The 18,726-nt window shown below is 67.2% G+C and carries 7 protein-coding genes; all 7 read left to right on the top strand.

Annotated features, from left to right (window positions below):
• Positions 1 to 59: 59 nt before the first annotated feature.
• Positions 60 to 344 (top strand): hypothetical protein, encoded by a 285-nt coding sequence (locus FHR37_RS14250; RefSeq protein WP_092883471.1) that lies wholly within the window; start codon positions 60 to 62, stop codon positions 342 to 344.
• Entirely contained in the window at positions 344 to 733 is a 390-nt protein-coding gene (locus FHR37_RS14245; RefSeq protein ID WP_092883470.1) for a hypothetical protein, read from the top strand. The genes FHR37_RS14250 and FHR37_RS14245 overlap by 1 nt, the downstream gene beginning before the upstream one ends.
• Before the next feature lie 62 nt (positions 734 to 795).
• Positions 796 to 1,845 carry a hypothetical protein gene (locus FHR37_RS14240; protein ID WP_139238945.1) on the top strand — a complete coding sequence of 350 codons (1,050 nt, stop codon included), beginning with the start codon at positions 796 to 798 and terminating at the stop codon, positions 1,843 to 1,845.
• A gap of 2,020 nt (positions 1,846 to 3,865) precedes the next feature.
• A complete protein-coding gene (locus tag FHR37_RS14235; protein ID WP_092883467.1) occupies positions 3,866 to 9,091 on the top strand; it encodes a DEAD/DEAH box helicase in 5,226 nt (1,741 codons plus the stop codon).
• Complete coding sequence (locus FHR37_RS14230) at positions 9,088 to 11,964, top strand: helicase-related protein (RefSeq protein WP_092883529.1); 2,877 nt, start codon at positions 9,088 to 9,090, stop codon at positions 11,962 to 11,964. Before FHR37_RS14235 ends, FHR37_RS14230 begins: the two co-directional genes overlap by 4 nt.
• Positions 11,961 to 15,977, top strand: a complete 4,017-nt coding sequence (locus FHR37_RS14225; RefSeq protein WP_237768777.1) for an Eco57I restriction-modification methylase domain-containing protein — start codon at positions 11,961 to 11,963, stop codon at positions 15,975 to 15,977. Before FHR37_RS14230 ends, FHR37_RS14225 begins: the two co-directional genes overlap by 4 nt.
• Positions 15,974 to 18,706 (top strand): AAA family ATPase, encoded by a 2,733-nt coding sequence (locus FHR37_RS14220; protein WP_092883466.1) that lies wholly within the window; start codon positions 15,974 to 15,976, stop codon positions 18,704 to 18,706. The genes FHR37_RS14225 and FHR37_RS14220 overlap by 4 nt, the downstream gene beginning before the upstream one ends.
• Positions 18,707 to 18,726: the final 20 nt, after the last annotated feature.

The following is an 18,726-nucleotide window of genomic DNA, read 5'->3' as shown; positions in this document are numbered from 1 at the left end:
CCTACCGCCAAGCAGAACCGCGCCCCCAGGCACAACCCCCAGCAAGGGAGGCACACCAAGTGAACCCCAACTCGTTCCGGATCCGCGACTCCAGGTACGTCCGCGCCGCCGAAACTATCGATGCCGGCATGCCCGGCACCCCGGCCGGGAGGGCTGTCCTGGCTGTGACGGCCGCAGGTATCGGATTCGTCCTCAGCATCCTGGTCCCGCAGCTACTCGGCGGCGTTCTACTCGCCCTGATCGCACTCGACATGCGCCGGCACGTGGACCGCTGGTCGCTTGAGTACGAGTGCTCCCGCCGCGAGGACAGACTCCGCGCTGGCCGCGGGACGGAGGCGTTCTGATGGCCTCCGAACCGCTGACACCCGAGGACCTGTTCGGCTCGCCTACCAGCGACCACCCGGCGTACGAGAACGTCGTCGAGGACGTCTACGGCGACGGCACCGAGATGCTCCTCGGTCACCTCGACACCCACGAGATCGACCGGCGGATCCGGAAGCAGCCATGGTGGCGCCCCACCCTTGGCCTCACCGCGCCGCCAGAACACGCCTGGGTCACCTTCGACGTCCACGCACCCGGCTGCCACGCACCCGACCCCGCCGTGCCCGGCATCGACTGTCAGTGCTCCTGGCAGCCCTGGATCGTCTACCACTGGCGCGACGCCACACCCGATACACCAGGGGCCGTCCCGGTCACGTTCGTACAGCTCGAGCGCCAGGCGGTCGCCGCGTGACGCCGCACCAGCTGGCTCAAGCGCATCGCCGTGCCCGGACTCGGAACGAGAGGAGGCGCTGAATGCCCTGGTTCAGGGTCTGCGACACCTTCGCCTTCAACGACAAGACCGTCGCCGCCGGCAACGCCGCCATCGGCCTATGGGTACGAGCGGGCTCCTGGAGCGCCCAGAACCTCACCGACGGCCTGGTCCCCAAACACATGGTCACCGCCCTCGGCGGCACCACTGCACAAGCGCGCAAGCTCGTCGACGTCGGACTCTGGGAGACGACAGACGACGGTTACCGGTTCATCGACTGGGACGACGCCCAGCCCACACGCCAGGAGGTCCAGCAAGACCGTGCAGCCGCCCGCGACCGCATGCGCCGAACCCGCAGCGCGAGCCGACGTTCACCGCGCACCCGACCCGACCACCGGGAAGAAGTTCGCCCGAACAACACCGAACCGAACGATCGAGCCAAGCCTTCTCACGACACGAACTCGAATCAAGAAGCCGCCGGTACAGCCGACGAGACCACGATGCCGCCGTCCGAGCCTGCATCACCGCGGGTCAGAGCCTTGTGTGCGGTAGATGTTCGGCCGAACAGCAGCAGAACTTCGCAGCCAGTTCGGTCAACCCTTACCAGACCTAGTCCTACCTCCTCCCCTTCCCCTCCTCCAGCCGCACCGACCGACAAACATCATGGAGGAGGAGGGCCGACAAGAGTCGACGAACTCATGGGAATCGCCGACTCCATCGGCAAGCGTGCCGGCGTCGAAGTCGCGGCTGTCATCGAAGCGCTCGGCCCGCATTGGCGGATCGGACAACGGGCGGTCGAGCGACTCACACCGGGGATCCACTCCGCTCTCGACGCTGGCTGGACCAAGGACGACCTCGCCAACCACCTCCGAGCTAGTCCCGAAGGTGTCCGCAGCCCGTTCGCCGTCCTTTCCGCCCGGTTGGCCGACCTTCCGAGGCCGCCGGCTGTCCATAGCGGGCTATCACTTTGGTGCGGACAATGCGACGAAGCAACACGCATGCGTGAGACAGAAGACCACCGGCCCTACCGCTGTCCGGCATGCCATCCCGCTCGACTGGGCAACGACGCCCGCCGGCGCACCGGTGCGGCCTGACTCGACCGGGGCTACGGACGAGTCATGCGTCGCATCACCGGGCGTGCCACCCGCTGTGCGTCCTGTCTGGCCATCATCCTTCGATGCTTCAATAATGGCCTTGTGGAGAACAAAGTTGGGCTAAAGGCGGCGGTGAGGAAGGCGCTCGGTATGAGCGCACCGAAGAGCTTTCAAGACTCTCAACTCGGGTCGCGGAGCTTCAGGCATCCACGGTCGACGCAGACACGACCGACGTCCTGCTTATTCCTCTCAAGGGCCAGGCGCTCCGATCGTGGAGAGATCAAGCTCGCTGGAGCGGCGAAAACTGGGTCTACGTAGCATCGTCAGATGGCACACGGGTGATGGCTGTTGACGAGCCGTCGGAGGCGGGGATGGCGGATCAAGCCGCCGCCGTCATCTATCCGGAACTACACACGCGAATGGTCAGCTGGTGGCTTTGCCATGCATGGCGGGGCCTCGATCTGCTCGAGGACACAATCGAAAACCTGTGGCGATGGCGGATCGCGTCGGGAGCGGTGACTGGGCGAGCGCTGATAGAGGAAGCGGCATCTCTAAATGATGAAGCTCGAAAGCTCGGAGAAGCTTGGAAGACAGGGAAGATAACGCCCGCCGGTGAGCTATCACGACCGCAGGCCGTTCGGGATACACTCGCACCAATTCTTTTACACGCCAGTTTTGGGTCACGCACCAAGGAAAGCCTGGCAACGTTGCAGGCGACGAACGTTCTCACCCTAGTGAAGAAGCTGGGTAAGCAGACTGCGGGCGGTGAGAATGTCCTGCACTGGTATGACTGGCTTTCAGATGCCGCTCACCCCGCCTTTGGCTCTCGGATTGCATACTCGTCGCCGCCGATCGGCCATCAGTCTCGTGCTGTGATGATGCGGGTCTACGCGAGATCGCCCCTATCTCTAGTGGGCAAAGGAAGTACTCAAGACCTAGAGCCGACTATCGCACTTGCGGTTGCTGACTCCTTGATTTTATCAGGCAAGGTGATCACTGGCCTGCTTGAACAATCCCTGGCTCTCGTTGACGACTTCGGGCTAACCACGTCGGCTGCCACCCTGACCCGCCGGTCATATTGGCGCAACTTCGTTCCTACTAGGGGTGGCCGCCAGTGCCCATGTGGCCGTGGCCGGTGGAGCGATTGCCGGCACCGATGGGGCGGGCTGGCTCCGGTAGTCGCCACGCCTAACTGAGAGGGCCTACGGCCCGAGTGTCGGCTGGGCCGTCATCCTCGGTCGTCTTGTAGCCTGACTCCTTCAGGAAACGCCTCGTCTCCTCCATGAGTGCGGCTTCGGAGTATGGGCCGACTTTCGCTTCCATCATTCGCGCGTGAGCGCCAATGACCGCCAGTATTTTCTCCGCTTGGCGGCCGAGTAAGAATTGAGTCAAGAATCCACCGACGGCCAGCGCGAGGAATCCTGCGGATACCGCTCCGTCTTGACGAAAAAACGCGATTAGTGTCGCACCGAGCCCGCCGATAGCTAACCCGGCTCCGATCATTCCTATAAAGCTAAGTACTTCAAGGCTGCCACGGATGGCTCCTCGGTTGGCAGCCAAGCCAGTAATCCATTTTATGACAGCCGCGATCGCGACGAGCGCTACGCCGACGCTGAGGAGGCTCGCTCCGTTGAACCCCATGTACTCTGGCCGCCACGGCAGGTCAAGTGGCCAAGCGGTCCAAATAGGTCCGGCTATGGCGCCGAGGAAAAGGAATTGCCTCATGTATTTGTTGCCTTTGATTTCGTTTGAAGCTAGCTAGGTTCCGCAACCCGGTCAGGGCGCTAGCCCGAAGCGGCCAAGGCAGCATGACACCGCCTGCGCCCACTCGGGCGGGTTTGAACGAGGTGGCCGAAAGTGGCCATGGAGCGTCTCCCCACCTTCCGATCCCGCAATCGGATCCTGACCCGGACTGCCCACGGAGTTGGACCAGGTCCGGCCACGCGGTATCCGATGTCTCGTGCTTCTTGATCATGGTCGGTCTTGCCTCTAAGGTGGCCACTTCGACACTGGGGGTGGCGTGGACGTCTTCGAGGTCCATGAGCGGATGATCTCGGACTATCGGGACTTCACATCTGGCTTTGTAGAAGTGCGCGACGAACGGATCAAGGCGTTTGTCGATCAGCAGTTCGAAGACGGCGTGCAGTGGCCGGACCCATGGGTCGGGCTTAACCCCTCGTTCGCCACCGGCGGGGCGGTGCCGGACCTGGTCGCGGAAGGGTTGCTCCACCCCGAGGCGGCCCGCATCTTCCGCCGCAAGGAACACGCAGAGGACGCCGGCCGGGACCCAATCGTGCTTCATCGGCACCAGCGTGAGGCGGTCGAGATCGCCCGGACCGGCGCGAGCTACGTGCTCACCACCGGGACCGGATCAGGCAAGTCTCTCTCGTACATCGTGCCTATCGTCGATTCAGTCTTGCGGGAGCGCGCCAACGGCGACCGTCACCCCGGGGTCAAGGCGATCGTGGTCTACCCGATGAATGCGCTTGCCAACTCCCAGGTCGAAGAGCTCAGCAAGTTCCTGCGGTACGGCTACCCCGACGGCCAGGAACCGGTCACCTTCGCCCGGTACACAGGCCAGGAGGCGCAGGATGAACGTCGACGCATCCTCGCCGACCCGCCCGACATCCTGCTGACAAACTACGTGATGCTCGAGCTGGTGCTTACCCGGCCAGACGAACGTAACCAGCTGGTCCGCGCCGCCCAAGGCCTGCGGTTCCTCGCGCTCGACGAGCTGCACACCTACCGCGGCCGTCAAGGGGCGGACGTCGCCATGCTCATCCGTCGGCTGCGCGACGAGTGCGCAGCCGACGATCTGCAGGTGATCGGGACCAGCGCAACGATGTCCAGCGGCGGCACGGTCGAGGACCGAAGTCGCGTGGTCGCCGGAGTTGCCACCCGCCTCTTCGGTACCGAGGTCCGTCCCGAGCACGTGGTTGGCGAGACGCTCGTGCGAGCCACGCCAGAGGGCGCGGACGACGGGCAGCTGCTGGGCGCATCGGTAGTGCAGAACCAGGTCCAGCAGGCACGCGACTTCGCGACCTTCACCTCCGACCCGCTGGCGAGTTGGATCGAGACCACCTTCGGGCTAACCGTTGAGGAAGGCACCGAGCGGCTCGTCCGACGAGCGCCCGTCACGATTCCGATGGCCGCGGCCATGCTGGCCAACCTCACCGGTCGCGAGGAGCAGTCCTGCCAGCAGGCACTGCAGAACGTGCTGCGTGAAGGATCGGGCGTCAGACACCCCGACTCCGGCCGCCCCGTCTTCGCGTTTCGCCTGCACCAGTTCCTCTCCAAGGGCGACACGGTGTACGTCTCCCTTGAGCCGGAGGCGAGCCGCCACATCACTGGCACGTACCAGGTGCGTGTGCCCGGAGCACCCGAGAAGGCCCTACTGCCGCTCGGGTTCTGCCGCGAGTGCGGGCAGGAGTACCTCGTCGTAGCCCGCACGACTGCGGATGCCCACGACACCTTCGTCTCCCGCCGAGATGCCGACGCCAGCGGCGGCGACAGCGTTACCGGATACCTCTACATCAGCAGCGATCTCCCGTGGCCCGAGGACCCGCTCTCCTCCGGACGCCTGCCCGAGCCATGGCTCGCCACCGATCCAGCTACGGACCGGGTCGAGATCATTGACAGCAAGCGCAAGTACCTGCCCACCAAGGTCTACCTGCGGCCCGACGGAACCGTCGACAACACGCGCACCGGGCTGGTCGCATGGTTCGTCTCCACCCCGTTCGCGTTCTGCATGCGCTGCGGCGTCGCCTACGAACAAGTGCGGGGAAACGACTTCGGCAAGCTCGCGACCCTCGATGCAGAGGGACGCTCCAGTGCGGTGTCTCTGCTCAGCGCGTCTATCGTCACCGCCCTGAAGAGTCTCCCCGAGTCGCAGTTGCCGACCCGCGCCCGCAAGCTACTTACCTTCGTCGACAACCGCCAGGACGCGAGCCTCCAGGCCGGACACCTCAACGACTTCGTCCAGGTATCGCAGCTCCGGGCTGCACTTCACGCAGCTCTCCTCGCAGCCGGCACCGAAGGCCTGACCCACGAGGCCCTCGGTGACACGGTCACCCGGACCCTCAATCTGAGCACCCACGACTTCGCACAGGCACCAGAAGCCAAGTTCGGTGCGAAGAAGGACGCCGAACGGGCCCTGAGGGCAATGGTCGAGTACCAGCTCTACGTCGACCTCCAGCGCGGCTGGCGAGTCACGATGCCCAACCTCGAACAGACGGGGCTCCTGCGCATCGCCTACCGGGACCTGCCCGAGCTTGCCGCGGACGAGGAGTCCTGGCAGGGCACCTATCTGCTCGACAAGATCAGTCCTGCCCAGCGCCAAGAGCTTTGCCAGATCCTCCTCGACGAGCTGCGCCGGGTCCGTGCCATCGACGTCGACTGCCTCACTGACGAGGGCTTCGACCGGCTCAAGCGCCTCACCCGCGCGCACCTGATCGAGCCCTGGAGCGTGGGGGAGGACGACCGCGTGGTGGAGGCGGGCGTCGCGATTCCCCGACCCGCGCGTGCGGGAGGACGCAGAGGCGTCCTGGCCGTCTCCGGACGGGGTGCCTTCGGCAAGTACCTGCGACGCGACGCAGCCGGACTACCCAACTCCGCCGGGCTGACGTCGGAGGACTCCTCACGAGTCATCCTCGACCTGTTTTGCGTCCTCAAGCAGGCAGGCATACTCACCCGTTACGACGCGGCCGACGGCGCCGAGTACCGCATCAACGCAGGCACCCTGCGCTGGCTCCCCGGCGATGGCCGCAACGGCGCTATCGACCCGTTGCGGAAGTCCTTCAGTGGCGAGGAGACGGCCCGGGTCAACCCGTTCTTCCGTGACCTGTACCGCGACCTTGCACGCAGGTACGCCGGGCTCGTGGCCCGCGAGCACACCGCACAGGTCCCGCAGCCCAAGCGTCTAGAACGCGAGCAGCAGTTCCGCGCTGGCGATCTGCCGTTGCTCTACTGCTCTCCCACGATGGAACTCGGCGTCGACATCTCCGACCTCAATGCCGTCGCGCTGCGGAACGTACCGCCCACCCCGGCCAACTATGCCCAGCGGTCGGGCCGCGCTGGACGCAGCGGCCAGCAGGCGCTCGTGCTCACTTACTGCTCCACGGGCAATGCTCACGACAGCTACTGGTTCCGACGCTCGCGCGAGATGGTGGCAGGTTCCGTGATCGCCCCGCGCCTGGACCTCACCAACCAGGACCTGATCCGCTCCCACGTGCACGCCATCTGGCTCGCGGAGACCAACGAGTCCATGAAGTCGTCGATCACCGACCTCGTCGAGGCCGACGGAGACGCACCGACGTTGCACCTGCTGCCCAACCTCTGGAGCGCGGTCAACGACCCTGGCGTCGCCCGCCGGTCCCAGGCTCGGGCAGAGAGAGTGCTTGAGGGCCTGCGCGCCACCTGGGCCCTGGACTCCGGCGACCCGGGGTGGTGGACCAACACCTGGGTGCACGATCAGGTAAAGCACGCGGCCAGGGCGTTCGACGACGCGTTCGACCGGTGGCGCAGCCTGTATCGCACCGCCCTGCAAGAGGTGAACGAGCAGCACCGGCTTGCGATCAGTACTACCGCCACCCGCCTGGCCCGCCGGCAGGCCGAGCGCCGCCGCGCCGACGCACGCAACCAACTGACGCTCCTGCGCAACGACGATCAGGAAGCCGGCGCCACCGACTTCTACAGCTACCGTTACCTGGCCAGCGAAGGCTTCCTGCCTGGCTACTCCTTCCCGCGGCTACCGCTCGCTGCATATATCCCAGCCAGGCGCGGCGGGAAGGTCGACGGCGACTACCTGCAACGCCCCCGGTTCGTCGCCATCAGCGAGTTCGGCCCCAACAGCCTGATCTACCACGAGGGGGCCCGCTACGAGGTCACCCGGGTCCAGCTGCCCCGCGACCCCGGAGACACCTCCGGCGGCGGTGCGGTCACCGAGGCCGCCAAACGCTGCGAAGGGTGTGGCTACCACCATCCGGTGCGCGTCGGACTGGACGTCTGCGAGAACTGTGGCGACAGGATCGGGACAACCCAGCACGGTCTGCTCCGCCTGCAGACCGTCTTCACACGCCGCCGCGAACGGATCAGCAGCGACGAGGAAGAACGCCGCAAGTCCGGTTACGAGCTGGAGGTGTCGTACCGGTTCCCGGACCGCGGCCACTCCGGCGACTGCCTCCGGGCCGAGGCCGTCACCGACACCGGGGTTGCGCTCGAGCTGACCCAGGCCGAGGCGGCGGAGATCCGCATTGCCAACGTCGGCCGCCGACGCCGCAAGAACCCCGACGAACGCGGCTTCTGGCTCGACCTGCGTGAGGGCAACTGGCTGTCGGACAAGCAGGCCGCCGACACCACCGTCGACGCTGAGGCCCTCCCCGACGCCGAAGATATCCGCGAGCGGGAGAAGGTGGTGCCCTACGTGCAGGATCGCCGCAACCTGCTCGTCGTCCGCGCGGCCCACCGCCTGCCCGACGAGCAGGCGGTCACGTTACGGGTCGCCCTCGAGCGTGCGGTCGAGGCCGAGTTCCAGCTGGAGGACTCCGAGATCGACAGCCGCGAGCTGCCCGATCAGGACGAGCGCGGACGCTTCCTCCTCACGGAGGCAGCCGAAGGCGGGGCCGGGGTGCTCGCCCGCATCATCGAGGACCCGGGCGCTCTTGCAAGGGTGGCCCGACGTGCCCTGGAGATCATCCACTACGAGCCCGGCACCGGCCGCGACCTGCACATGCCGCCAGGCGGAACCGTGCGCTGCGAACGCGGCTGCTACGACTGCCTGCTCTCCTACGGCAACCAGTACGAGCACACGCGCATCAACCGGCACGCCATCGTCGATCTGCTCACTCTGCTGACCACAGCCAGGGTCGAGATCGGCGCAGGCGGGCGGCCGCGCGAGGAGCAGGCTGAGTGGCTCGCGCGCCTGGGCGACTCCTCGCTAGAGGCCAAGTTCATCGCCTGGCTCACCGACACCGGGCGCCGCCTGCCCGACGATGCTCAACGCACCCTCGATGAACTCCGGGTCCGCCCCGACTTCATCTACGACCTGCCCGGGAACCCCGTTGCCCTCTTCATCGACGGCCCGCACCACGACACCGCCACACAACAGCAGCGCGACGACGGTGCCGTGCAACGACTGACGGACGCCAGTTGGTTCGTGGTGCGCTTCCGGCACGATGACGACTGGTCGGCCGTCGCCGACCGCTACGAATGGCTGTTCGGCCCTGGAAGGAGCGCCACCCCGCGATGACTGCGACCACGCCCCGACCGCTCGATGCCGCCGTGGGCAGTCTGGTCCGCGCCCGCGGCCGCGAGTGGGTGGTTCTCCCCGGGACAACACCAGACTTCCTGCTCCTCCAGCCCCTCGGCGGAGGCACTGCCGATGTCGTCGGAGTCTTCCCTGACGAGGACGGCGTGGAACCGGCGACGTTCCCACCACCATGCGCCGACGACCTGGGCGACAGCTCCGCCGCTGCCCTGCTGCGCACAGCGCTGCGAGTGGGCTTCTCGGCCAGTGCCGGCCCCTTCCGCTCGCTGGCCGGGACCGCGGTCAGCCCACGCAGCTATCAGTACGTCCCGCTCCTGCTGGCGCTACGCCAGGACGTCGTCCGGTTGCTCATCGCCGACGACGTCGGCATCGGGAAGACCGTCGAGGCGGGTCTGATCGCCGCCGAACTGCTCGCGCAGGGCACCGTGCAGCGCCTGGCCGTCCTCTGCTCGCCCGCTCTGGCCGAGCAGTGGCAGCGTGAGCTGGCGACCAAGTTCGGCATCGACGCCGTGCTCGTGCTGACCAGCACGGTCAAGAGCCTCGAGCGGGACCTGATGATGAACGAATCGATCTTCGACCGGCATCCCCACGTCATCGTCTCCACCGACTTCATCAAGTCCGACCGCAGACGGCACGACTTCCTGCAACGTTGCCCCGAACTGGTGATCGTCGACGAGGCCCACAACTGCGTAGGGGGCTCGGGACAAGGCCAGCGCTCACGCCACCAACGCTTCGAGCTGCTGCGGGGCTTGGCCGACGATCCCACCCGCCACCTGGTGCTGACCACCGCTACACCGCACTCCGGGGACGACGAGGCGTTCGCGAATCTGATCGGCTTGTGCCATCTCGACCTGGCGACCGCGGACCTCGGCACCGAGCGCGGCCGGCGACTGCTGGCCCGCCACTTCGTGCAGCGCCGCCGCGGCGACATCCGCAGCTACCTCGACGAGGACACCCCGTTCCCGCGCGACCGCCTGACCCTCGACGTCCCCTACACGCTCGCGCCCGAGTACCGCTCCCTGTTCGATGACGTGCTTGCCTACGCTCGCGAACAGGTACGCCAAGACCGCGGTGACGCGAAAGGTCGCGTGCGGTGGTGGTCGGTGCTCGCCCTGCTGCGTGCTCTCGCCTCCAGCCCGCGCGCCGCCGAGGCCACGCTGCGCACCCGCGCCGCCAACATCGACGCCGACACTGTGCAGGAGGCCGATGCCGTCGGCCGTGCCGCGGTGCTGGACGCCGACGACGAGGCTCTCGAAGGCATCGACACGACCCCGGGCGCCATCACCGAGGACGCCACCGACACTGCGAGCGGCAGGGACCGGCGACGTCTGCTGGGATTCGCCCGCCGCGCAGCCACTCTCAGAGGCCCGGCGCAGGATCGCAAGCTGGCCGCACTCACCGACCAGGTGAGATTGCTGCTCGCCGGCGGAGACCAACCCATCGTCTTCTGCCGTTTCATCGACACCGCTCACTACGTCGCGGAACACCTCACCACAGCGCTGGGCACCAAGAGGGCGCCGGTGAGCGTCATCAGCGTCACCGGAGAGCTGCCCCCGGCCGAGCGCGAGAGGCGGGTCGCTGAGCTGACCGCCACCGACGGCACCCACGTCCTGGTCGCCACCGACTGCCTGTCGGAGGGGGTCAACCTCCAGGAAGGCTTCTCCGCGGTCGTGCACTACGACCTGTGCTGGAACCCGACTCGCCACGAGCAGCGCGAGGGCCGTGTCGACCGCTTCCTGCAGCGCAAGGACATCGTGCGGGCGATCACGCTGTACGGCGAGGACAACGGAATCGACGGCATCGTGCTCGACGTCCTGATCCGGCGGCATCGCGCCATCGCCAAGGCCACCGGCGTAGCGGTGCCGGTACCCGGCGAAGGCCAGGGCCTCATCGACGCGCTCGCCGAGGGTCTGCTGCTGCGCGGAGAGGACTCCCGCGACCAGTTGATGCTCGACCTCGAACTCGCTGAGCGTTCACGCGAACTCGAGCAGGCCTGGACCTCCGCCGCTGAGAAGGAGAAGGCCTCTCGCGCCCGCTACGCGCAGAACACCATCCGGCCTGAAGAGGTCGCCGTCGAGGTGGAGGAGGTCCGCGCGGCCCTCGGGTCCCACGGTGCCCTGCGGGAGTTCCTCGATTCGACTTTCGCCGCACTCGGGTCCACCGTCTCTACGACGGACGACGGGTTCACGGCGGTGACCGCGACGCTCCCATTGGGTGCTCGCACCGGCCTTCCTACTGGACTGCGAGAGCCGCTGCCGTTCCACACCGAGCCGCCGGCCGAACGCGGTCACGCCGTCGTCGCCCGCACTGACCCCGCGGTGAAGGCGATCGCCCGCTACGTCCTCGAGAGCGCCCTCGACCCGACAGTCCCTGCCGCCGAACGTCCGGCTCGCCGCGCAGGCGTCATGCGCACCACCGCAGTCACCACCAGAACCACCGTGCTTCTGCTGCGTCTCCGCTTCCACCTCGGTTTACCGACACCGACCGGAACGCGGCAACAGGTCGCCGAGGACGCATGCGTGGTCGCCTTCGAGGGACCTCCGAGCCAAGCAGTGTGGTTGCCCGACGACCGCGCCGAGGCGCTCCTAGTCGCGGCGCCTGCCGGCAACGTCATCGAGGGAATGGCCCGAGGCTGGATGCAAGACCTTCTCAACGAGCTCGACGAGCTCACTCCAGCGCTGAACACGGTCGCCGACCAGCGGGCCGATCGACTCCTCTCGGCGCATCTGCGTGCGCGGGCCGGCGCCAGCCGCGAGGCGCAGGCATCACGCCGAGGCCTCAGGGTCCAGGCTCAGCACCCTGTCGACGTCCTGTCGGTGCAGCTGCTGATGCCGGTGGCGGGAGGTCTCCGGTGACGCGCACTTCGACAAGCTCTGCCACCTCCCGCCTGACCACGGTCCGCGTCGCCGGTGGCCTGCTACCCGGTGACGTCCTCGACGCCGTGACGGGCGGCACCCTCGACGGGCTCGCCGGCGCCGACTACCGCCTCGGTTCGGAGAACCCACGCGAGGCGGCAGCCCGCGTCTGGTCCTACCTGCACGGTGCCTACCGGCGCTTCCACGACGACCTTGCCCGGCTCCCCGCGGGCGACCCTGCGATCGGGCTCACCCGCGAGCGCTGGCTCGGCCTGCTTCTGGACCAGCTCGGCTACGGCCGCGTGCCCACCACCCCGGCCGGTGGCCTCGTAGCGGGGGAGAAGCAATACCCCGTCAGCCACCTCTCGGGCCGGACACCAGTGCACCTGCTCGGCTGGGGAGTACCGCTGGATGCACGCTCACCTGGTGTCGCAGGGGCGTCCCGCGCACCCCACGCGATGGTTCAGGAGCTACTCAACCGCACCGACGCCTACCTGTGGGGCATCGTCAGCAACGGCCGGGTCTTGCGGCTGCTGCGCGACTCCACCACCCTCAGTGGCGTCGCCTACGTCGAGTTCGATCTGGAGGGGATGTTCGACGGCGACCTGTACGCCGAGTTCCTCCTCCTGTTCCTGCTGTGCCACCAGTCCCGGGTGGAGGTGGCCAACGATCAGCTGCCCAGCAGCTGTTGGCTGGAGACCTGGCGCACCACCGCCGTGACCCAGGGTGTCCGCGCCCTGGCCCTGCTCCGCGATGGCGTCGAGACCGCTTTGACGACCCTCGGCACCGGCTTCCTCCAGCACCCTGCCAACCACGATCTCCGGGACCGGATCGCACGACGGGAGGTCCGGCCGGCTGACGTCCACGCGGCAGTGCTCCGCACGGTCTACCGGCTACTGTTCTGGGCTGTCGCGGAGGACCGCGGAGCGCTGCTGGCCCCGGGAACCGGGACTGAGGCGAGAGATCGCTACGACACGTACTTCTCCTCTCGTCGACTGCGAGAGCTCGCTCTCGAGCGGCACGGCAGCAACCACGACGACCTGTGGCAAGGCGTCGAGCTTGTCCTGAACGCGCTCGGTAAACGGGATGGCGAGCCTCGGCTCGGTCTCCCCGCACTCGGCGGCCTGTTCACGGTCACCGAGGCCGACGTGCTGGCCGGCAGCCGGTTGCCTAACTCCGCCCTGCTGGCGGCCGTGCGGTCCCTCTCGGTCGTCCAGCCCCCGGGGCAGCCACGCCGCCGCGTGGACTTCGCGCAGCTCGGCGCCGAGGAGCTCGGATCTGTATACGAGTCACTCCTCGAGCTCGTACCCCGCTACGACCCCATCAGCCACGAGTTCGGCCTGGAGGTGCTCGCCGGCAACGAGCGCAAGACCTCCGGCAGTTACTACACCCCTACCGAGCTTGTGGAGCTCGTCCTCGACACGGCCCTCGACCCCGTGCTCGACGGCGTTGAGAAGCACGCCGGCACGCCGGAAGCGCGCGCAGCAGCCCTGCTCGACCTGAAGGTTTGTGACCCGTCCGTTGGGTCGGCACACTTCCTGGTTGCCGCGGCCCGGCGCATCGCGTTGCGGCTGGCGACCGCGCGCACCGGCGAGGTGGACCCGACCCCCAGCGACTACAGTGACGCGCTGCACGACGTGGTTGCCCGCTGCCTCTACGGGGTAGATGTCAACCCGATGGCTGCTGACCTGGCGAAGGTCAGCCTCTGGCTGACCGCGATGACCCCCGGCAAGCCGCTGTCCTTCCTCGACCACCACATCAAGGTCGGCAACGCCCTGCTCGGCACCACCCCCGCGCTGTTGCGCGACGGCGTCCCCAATACCGCCTTCACCGCTCTCACTGGCGACGACAAGGCCACCGTGTCGACCTGGAAGAAGGCCAACACCGAGGACCGCAAGCACCGGGGGCAGGATGCCCTGTTCGACGATTCCGGACTTGTGCTCGACCTCACGGCCAGCCGCCGGGTCGTCAACGAGGTCACCGACCGCCTCACCGCCCACGAGACTGTTGACGCGATCGCTTGGGCGGCCCAGCGGTACGCAGATCTTGACCAGGAGCCGGCGACGGTGCGCAACCGGCTTGCCGCCGACGCCTGGTGCGCCGCCTTCCTTAGTCCCAAAGGCGCCGACGCCGTGCCGATCACTGACCGTGTAGTCCAGCGGGTCGCTGACGGCACCGCTCCCGAAACTGTCCTAGCCGCCGTCCGCACGGTCGCGAAGCGACACCGGCTCTTCCACTGGCACCTGGAGTTTCCCGAGGTATTCCGCACCCCCGATGACGGTCCCACCGACGGCGCCTACGGCTGGGTTGGCGGCTTCGACGCGGTACTGGGTAATCCACCCTGGGAAGCCTTGCAGTTCAGCGAGAAGGAGTTCTTCGCAACGCGGGACGACCGGATCGCGAACGCGCCCAATGCCGCCAAGCGCAAGCAGTTGATCAGTGCCCTGCGCCAGTCGAACTCAGAACTCTTCCAGGAGTACCTGACGGAAGCGCGGCGTGGTCAGGCCGAGGCTGCACTCATTAGGGGCAGCGGCCGGTTCCCGCTCACGGCCACGGGGAAGATCAACACCTACAGCGTCTTCGCCGAGCATCTCCGCGCCATCACCGCGAGCTCTGGGCGTTGCGGGATCATCACGCCCACGGGGCTAGCTACGGACGCCACTACGGCGGCGTTCTTCGCAGATACCTTGGGCTCGGCCCGGCTCGCGGCCTTCTACGACTTCGAGAACGAGGGCAAGATCTTCGTAGGGGTTCATCACGCCTTCCGCTTCGCAGTCTCAGTGATGACCGGCGGCGAGCCGGTCAAGGACGTGCGTCTCGCATTCTTGGTTCGTCATGTCCTGGATGTGCCGGCCCGCCGTTTCGAGCTGTTGGCCGACGAGGTGCTGCTGCTCAACCCCAACACCGGGACTCTGCCTGTCTTTCGGTCGCGCCGCGACGCTGACATCACGTTGGCCTGCTACCGCCGTCACCCCCTCCTCATCCGCGACGGCGGCGCCAACCCGTGGGGCCTCAGTTTCAAACAGGGCCTCTTCAACATGGCGAGCGACAGTGGCCTGTTCCGTACCTTCGACGACCTCGCTGACGAAGACGTGCGCTACGACGGCTGGGCGTGGTCGAACGACATGGAGTCCTGGCTACCGCTTTACGAAGCCAAAATGCTGAGTCACTGGAACAGCCGGCTAGCGACCTACGCTGGGGCCACCCAGGCGCAGTTGAACCTCGGCTCGTTGCCTCGTCTCACCGAGCAGCAACTCGACGACCCCGACCATGATGTGCTGACTCGCTATTGGATCGCGAGAGACACGGTGCTCGACGCTCTCCCGGCCTGGTGGGACCGAGACTGGCTGATGGGTTGGCGCGACATCACCAATGCCGGCAACGAACGGACATTCGTACCGAGCGCTTTGCCACTTGCTGGAACGGGCGACCCGTTCCTGCTCGCCTTCCCAACGAATCCGAGATTTGCGCCCCTGCTCCAGACCATCTGGTCCTCGCTCATCTTCGACTACATCGCACGCCAGAAACTCAGCGGGACTCACATGAAGTACTTCACCACTAAGCAGTTGGCGGCCCCTGCGCCTTCCGCTTTCGCGGAGGTCCCAGCGTGGACAGACTTGACCGTCGAGGATTTCGTGCGGCCGCGAGTCCTCGAACTCACCTACACCAACCATCGGATGGCGGGTTATGCGACGGACACGTTGTCCAGAGATAGCACACCCGGGCCGCCGTTTCGGTGGCTGCCAGCGCGCCGGGCACAGCTAGCCGCCGAGTTGGACGGTGCGATGTTGCACCTCTACGGACTTGACCGCGCTGACGCGGAGCATGTACTCGACTCATTCCCGGTCCTCCACAAGAAGGAGGAGCGCGACCATGGCGAGTTCCGCACCAAGCGGCTGGTGCTCACCGCCTACGACGCCATGTCCAACGCAGCCGAGACCGGTGTGCCGTTCACCAGCCCGCTCGACCCGCCGCCCGGCCAGGGCCCACGCCACCCGGAGACGACCCGATGACTGCCGACTCCATGCTCAGCCCGCAGCCGGAGCAGGACCCCGACTGGACCGCCCGCTACCGCCGACGCCTCCGTGCGGCGATGGAGGAGCTCGGCAAGCAGGCGGATCCAATCACGTTGACGGAGCTGCAGGATCTCGCCGCCGCCCGGGAGCCGCTGACGCCGTACGACGCCAGTCTCACCAACAGCGGAGCGGTCCGGGCTTTGAACAACCTGGCCTGGAACCTCACCACCATCTGCGAACACGCGGGTTGGCTGCACGCGACCAGCGAGGGCGGGTTCCGGCTCGCCGCCGACGGCCGGGCTGCCCTCGCGAGCTACCCCGACCCACAGGACCTCTACGACGCGGCGGTCGTCGCCTACCGAGAGTGGGACGAGTCCCGCAAGGCCACCCTCCCGGACCCGGAGGCCGATCCGTCGACCCAGGTTCTCCACGCCGGCAGCGGGACGGTCCATGCGCTCCGCGCGGCCGCTCCCTTGCTCGACGCCTGGCGAGCGGGTGCCTCGGCATTCACCGAAGACATGGAGGTCTGGACCGCGGGCAACGCCCGTGCACTGCGGGACTACCTGGACCGGACGTCGACCCCGCACGCGACGTTGCCAGGGCTGGAACCCGACGAGGCGAGGATTCTGGCGGCGGAGGCCCTGGCACTGCTGACTGCCCCTTTCAGCGACATGGTGGGGAGCACCAAACGCAGTCGGGTACGCAATCCACTCGTCCCCATGGTGGACCCGCCCGGACTGCCGTTGCTGATGTCCGCGGATCTCGAGCAGGGCTTCGTGCACGGCGGCCCGGCGCTGATCGCCACCCCACTGATGATGCTGGCGTCGGTCGCCCGGATCCTCGTCCACTGGTTCGCGCAGCCAGAGCCGGCTCGCGCGGCGGCGTGGAACGATCCGTGGGCGTTTCGCGACCTGGTCCTCGCCGCCCCCGATGCCGACCCGCGCATCGTGTCCCTCGTCTGCTTGGTAGCGCATCCGACTGCCTTTACCTCCGTGCTCGCCCCGGCCGAGAGGGCACGCATCGTCGCCACGCTCGCAACCGGGTCCGACGCCCTCACTGACGACGTCGAGCGGGACCTCAGGACCATCACCCTCCGGCTCCAGCAGGAGACCGGAGGTCAGCCGGTTCGGTACGACGTCGCACCCCTGCTCCAGCAGTGGAGGGAGACGCCCGACGGCGGCTCCCGCGCGTGGCTCGTGCGTGGCGAGGTCGACCAGCAGAATCGAGTCCCGGCCTGGATTCGGCAAGGCTACGTCAGCATCACTGTCGGCCAGCTCACCCAGCTCCCCGCCCAGGTCGACCAGGGAGCGTTGAGCTCCCTCGTCGACCAGCATTATGGGCACCTTCCGGTCGTCAAGCGGGAAACCAAGAAGCGCGACGTCCTTTCCTTCGTGCTCGGCATGCAGCCTGGCGATCTCGTCACCACTGTCGACGGTGGCGTGCTCCGGCTCGGTCGGGTCGAGGACAGCCCTGCCGAACTGCAGTCAATCGGCGGGCTGTCACTGCTCACAAGACGCGTCGCGTGGTACCCGGACGCCACACCCGAGGTGAAGCAACTACCGGGCACCATCAGGACCCGCGTGCGATTCAAGGGCGAGGACGTCCTCGACCTGACCGACATCGCCACACCGCTCACCGAGCTCACAGACGTCAACGACGACCTCGCCGGGTTCGTCGATACCGACAAGGTCGACGAACCCGACGCGCAGCCCGAGGACCGCACGAACGTCGACGGCTCGGACACTGCCGCGCTTCCCGGAGCGGCCGTGTTGGCGTGCGACGTCGACGCCCTCGCCCACCAGCTCCACCACGCAGACAGCAGCTGGCTCGAGGAGCTACTGGTCAGCCTCAACGAGCGCAAGCAGGTCGTGCTCGAGGGCCCGCCCGGCACCGGCAAGACGTTCCTGGTCAAGCGGCTTCTGGAAGCCTGCGACATCACCGAGGCGCAGTGGGCGCTGGTGCAGTTCCACCCGACGTACTCCTACGAGGACTTCGTCGAAGGGTTCCGGCCCGTGCAGACCCCCGACAGCGGGGGAGCGGCACTAACCGTGCGACCCGGCCCGCTCAAGCGGATTGCTGAGGAGGCCGCCAAGGCTCCCGGCAAGCCGTTCGTCCTGGTGATCGACGAGATCAACCGCGCCAACATCGCCAAGGTCTTCGGTGAGCTGTACTACCTGCTCGAGTACCGCGAGTCCGAGATCGAGCTGCTGTACAGCGACGGCGAGCGTTTCCAGATGCCTGAGAACCTCTTCATCATCGGCACGATGAACACCGCGGACCGGTCCATCGCGCTGCTCGACGCCGCGATGCGCCGCCGGTTCGTCTTTCTGTCCATGGACTCGGAAGAACCCGCCTTGGCAGGAATGCTCCGCAGGTGGTGCGGGAGCAACAGCATGCCGGCGGCGCTCGCAGATCTGCGCGACCGGCTCAACGCCACCATGCTCCGGCGGGGCCTTGACCCTTCCCTCGCCTTCGGGCCCTCGTACTTCATGCGCTCCGGCCTGGACTCTCCGGTCGCCCTCGACCGGCTGTGGCGTCGCGAGCTGCGCCCGATGCTCATCGAGCACCACTACGGGAAGCACACTCAGGTCGACGAGTGGTACCCGTTCTCTCGCTGGCTGCACGGACTGGGCCTTTCCGCCGCACCGCCGGAGTCGCCAGACGAGCAGTCCGAAGCCCCGGGCCACGAATCACCGAGTACCACCGCAGATGGCGACCAGAGCTGACCTGGCGCGGCTACGCGAGG

The sequence above is a fragment of the Actinopolymorpha cephalotaxi genome (genome assembly GCF_013408535.1).
Lineage (GTDB): Bacteria > Actinomycetota > Actinomycetes > Propionibacteriales > Actinopolymorphaceae > Actinopolymorpha > Actinopolymorpha cephalotaxi.
The sequence above is the reverse complement of the archived record's forward strand: the minus strand, read 5'-3'. Positions and strand labels throughout refer to the sequence as shown.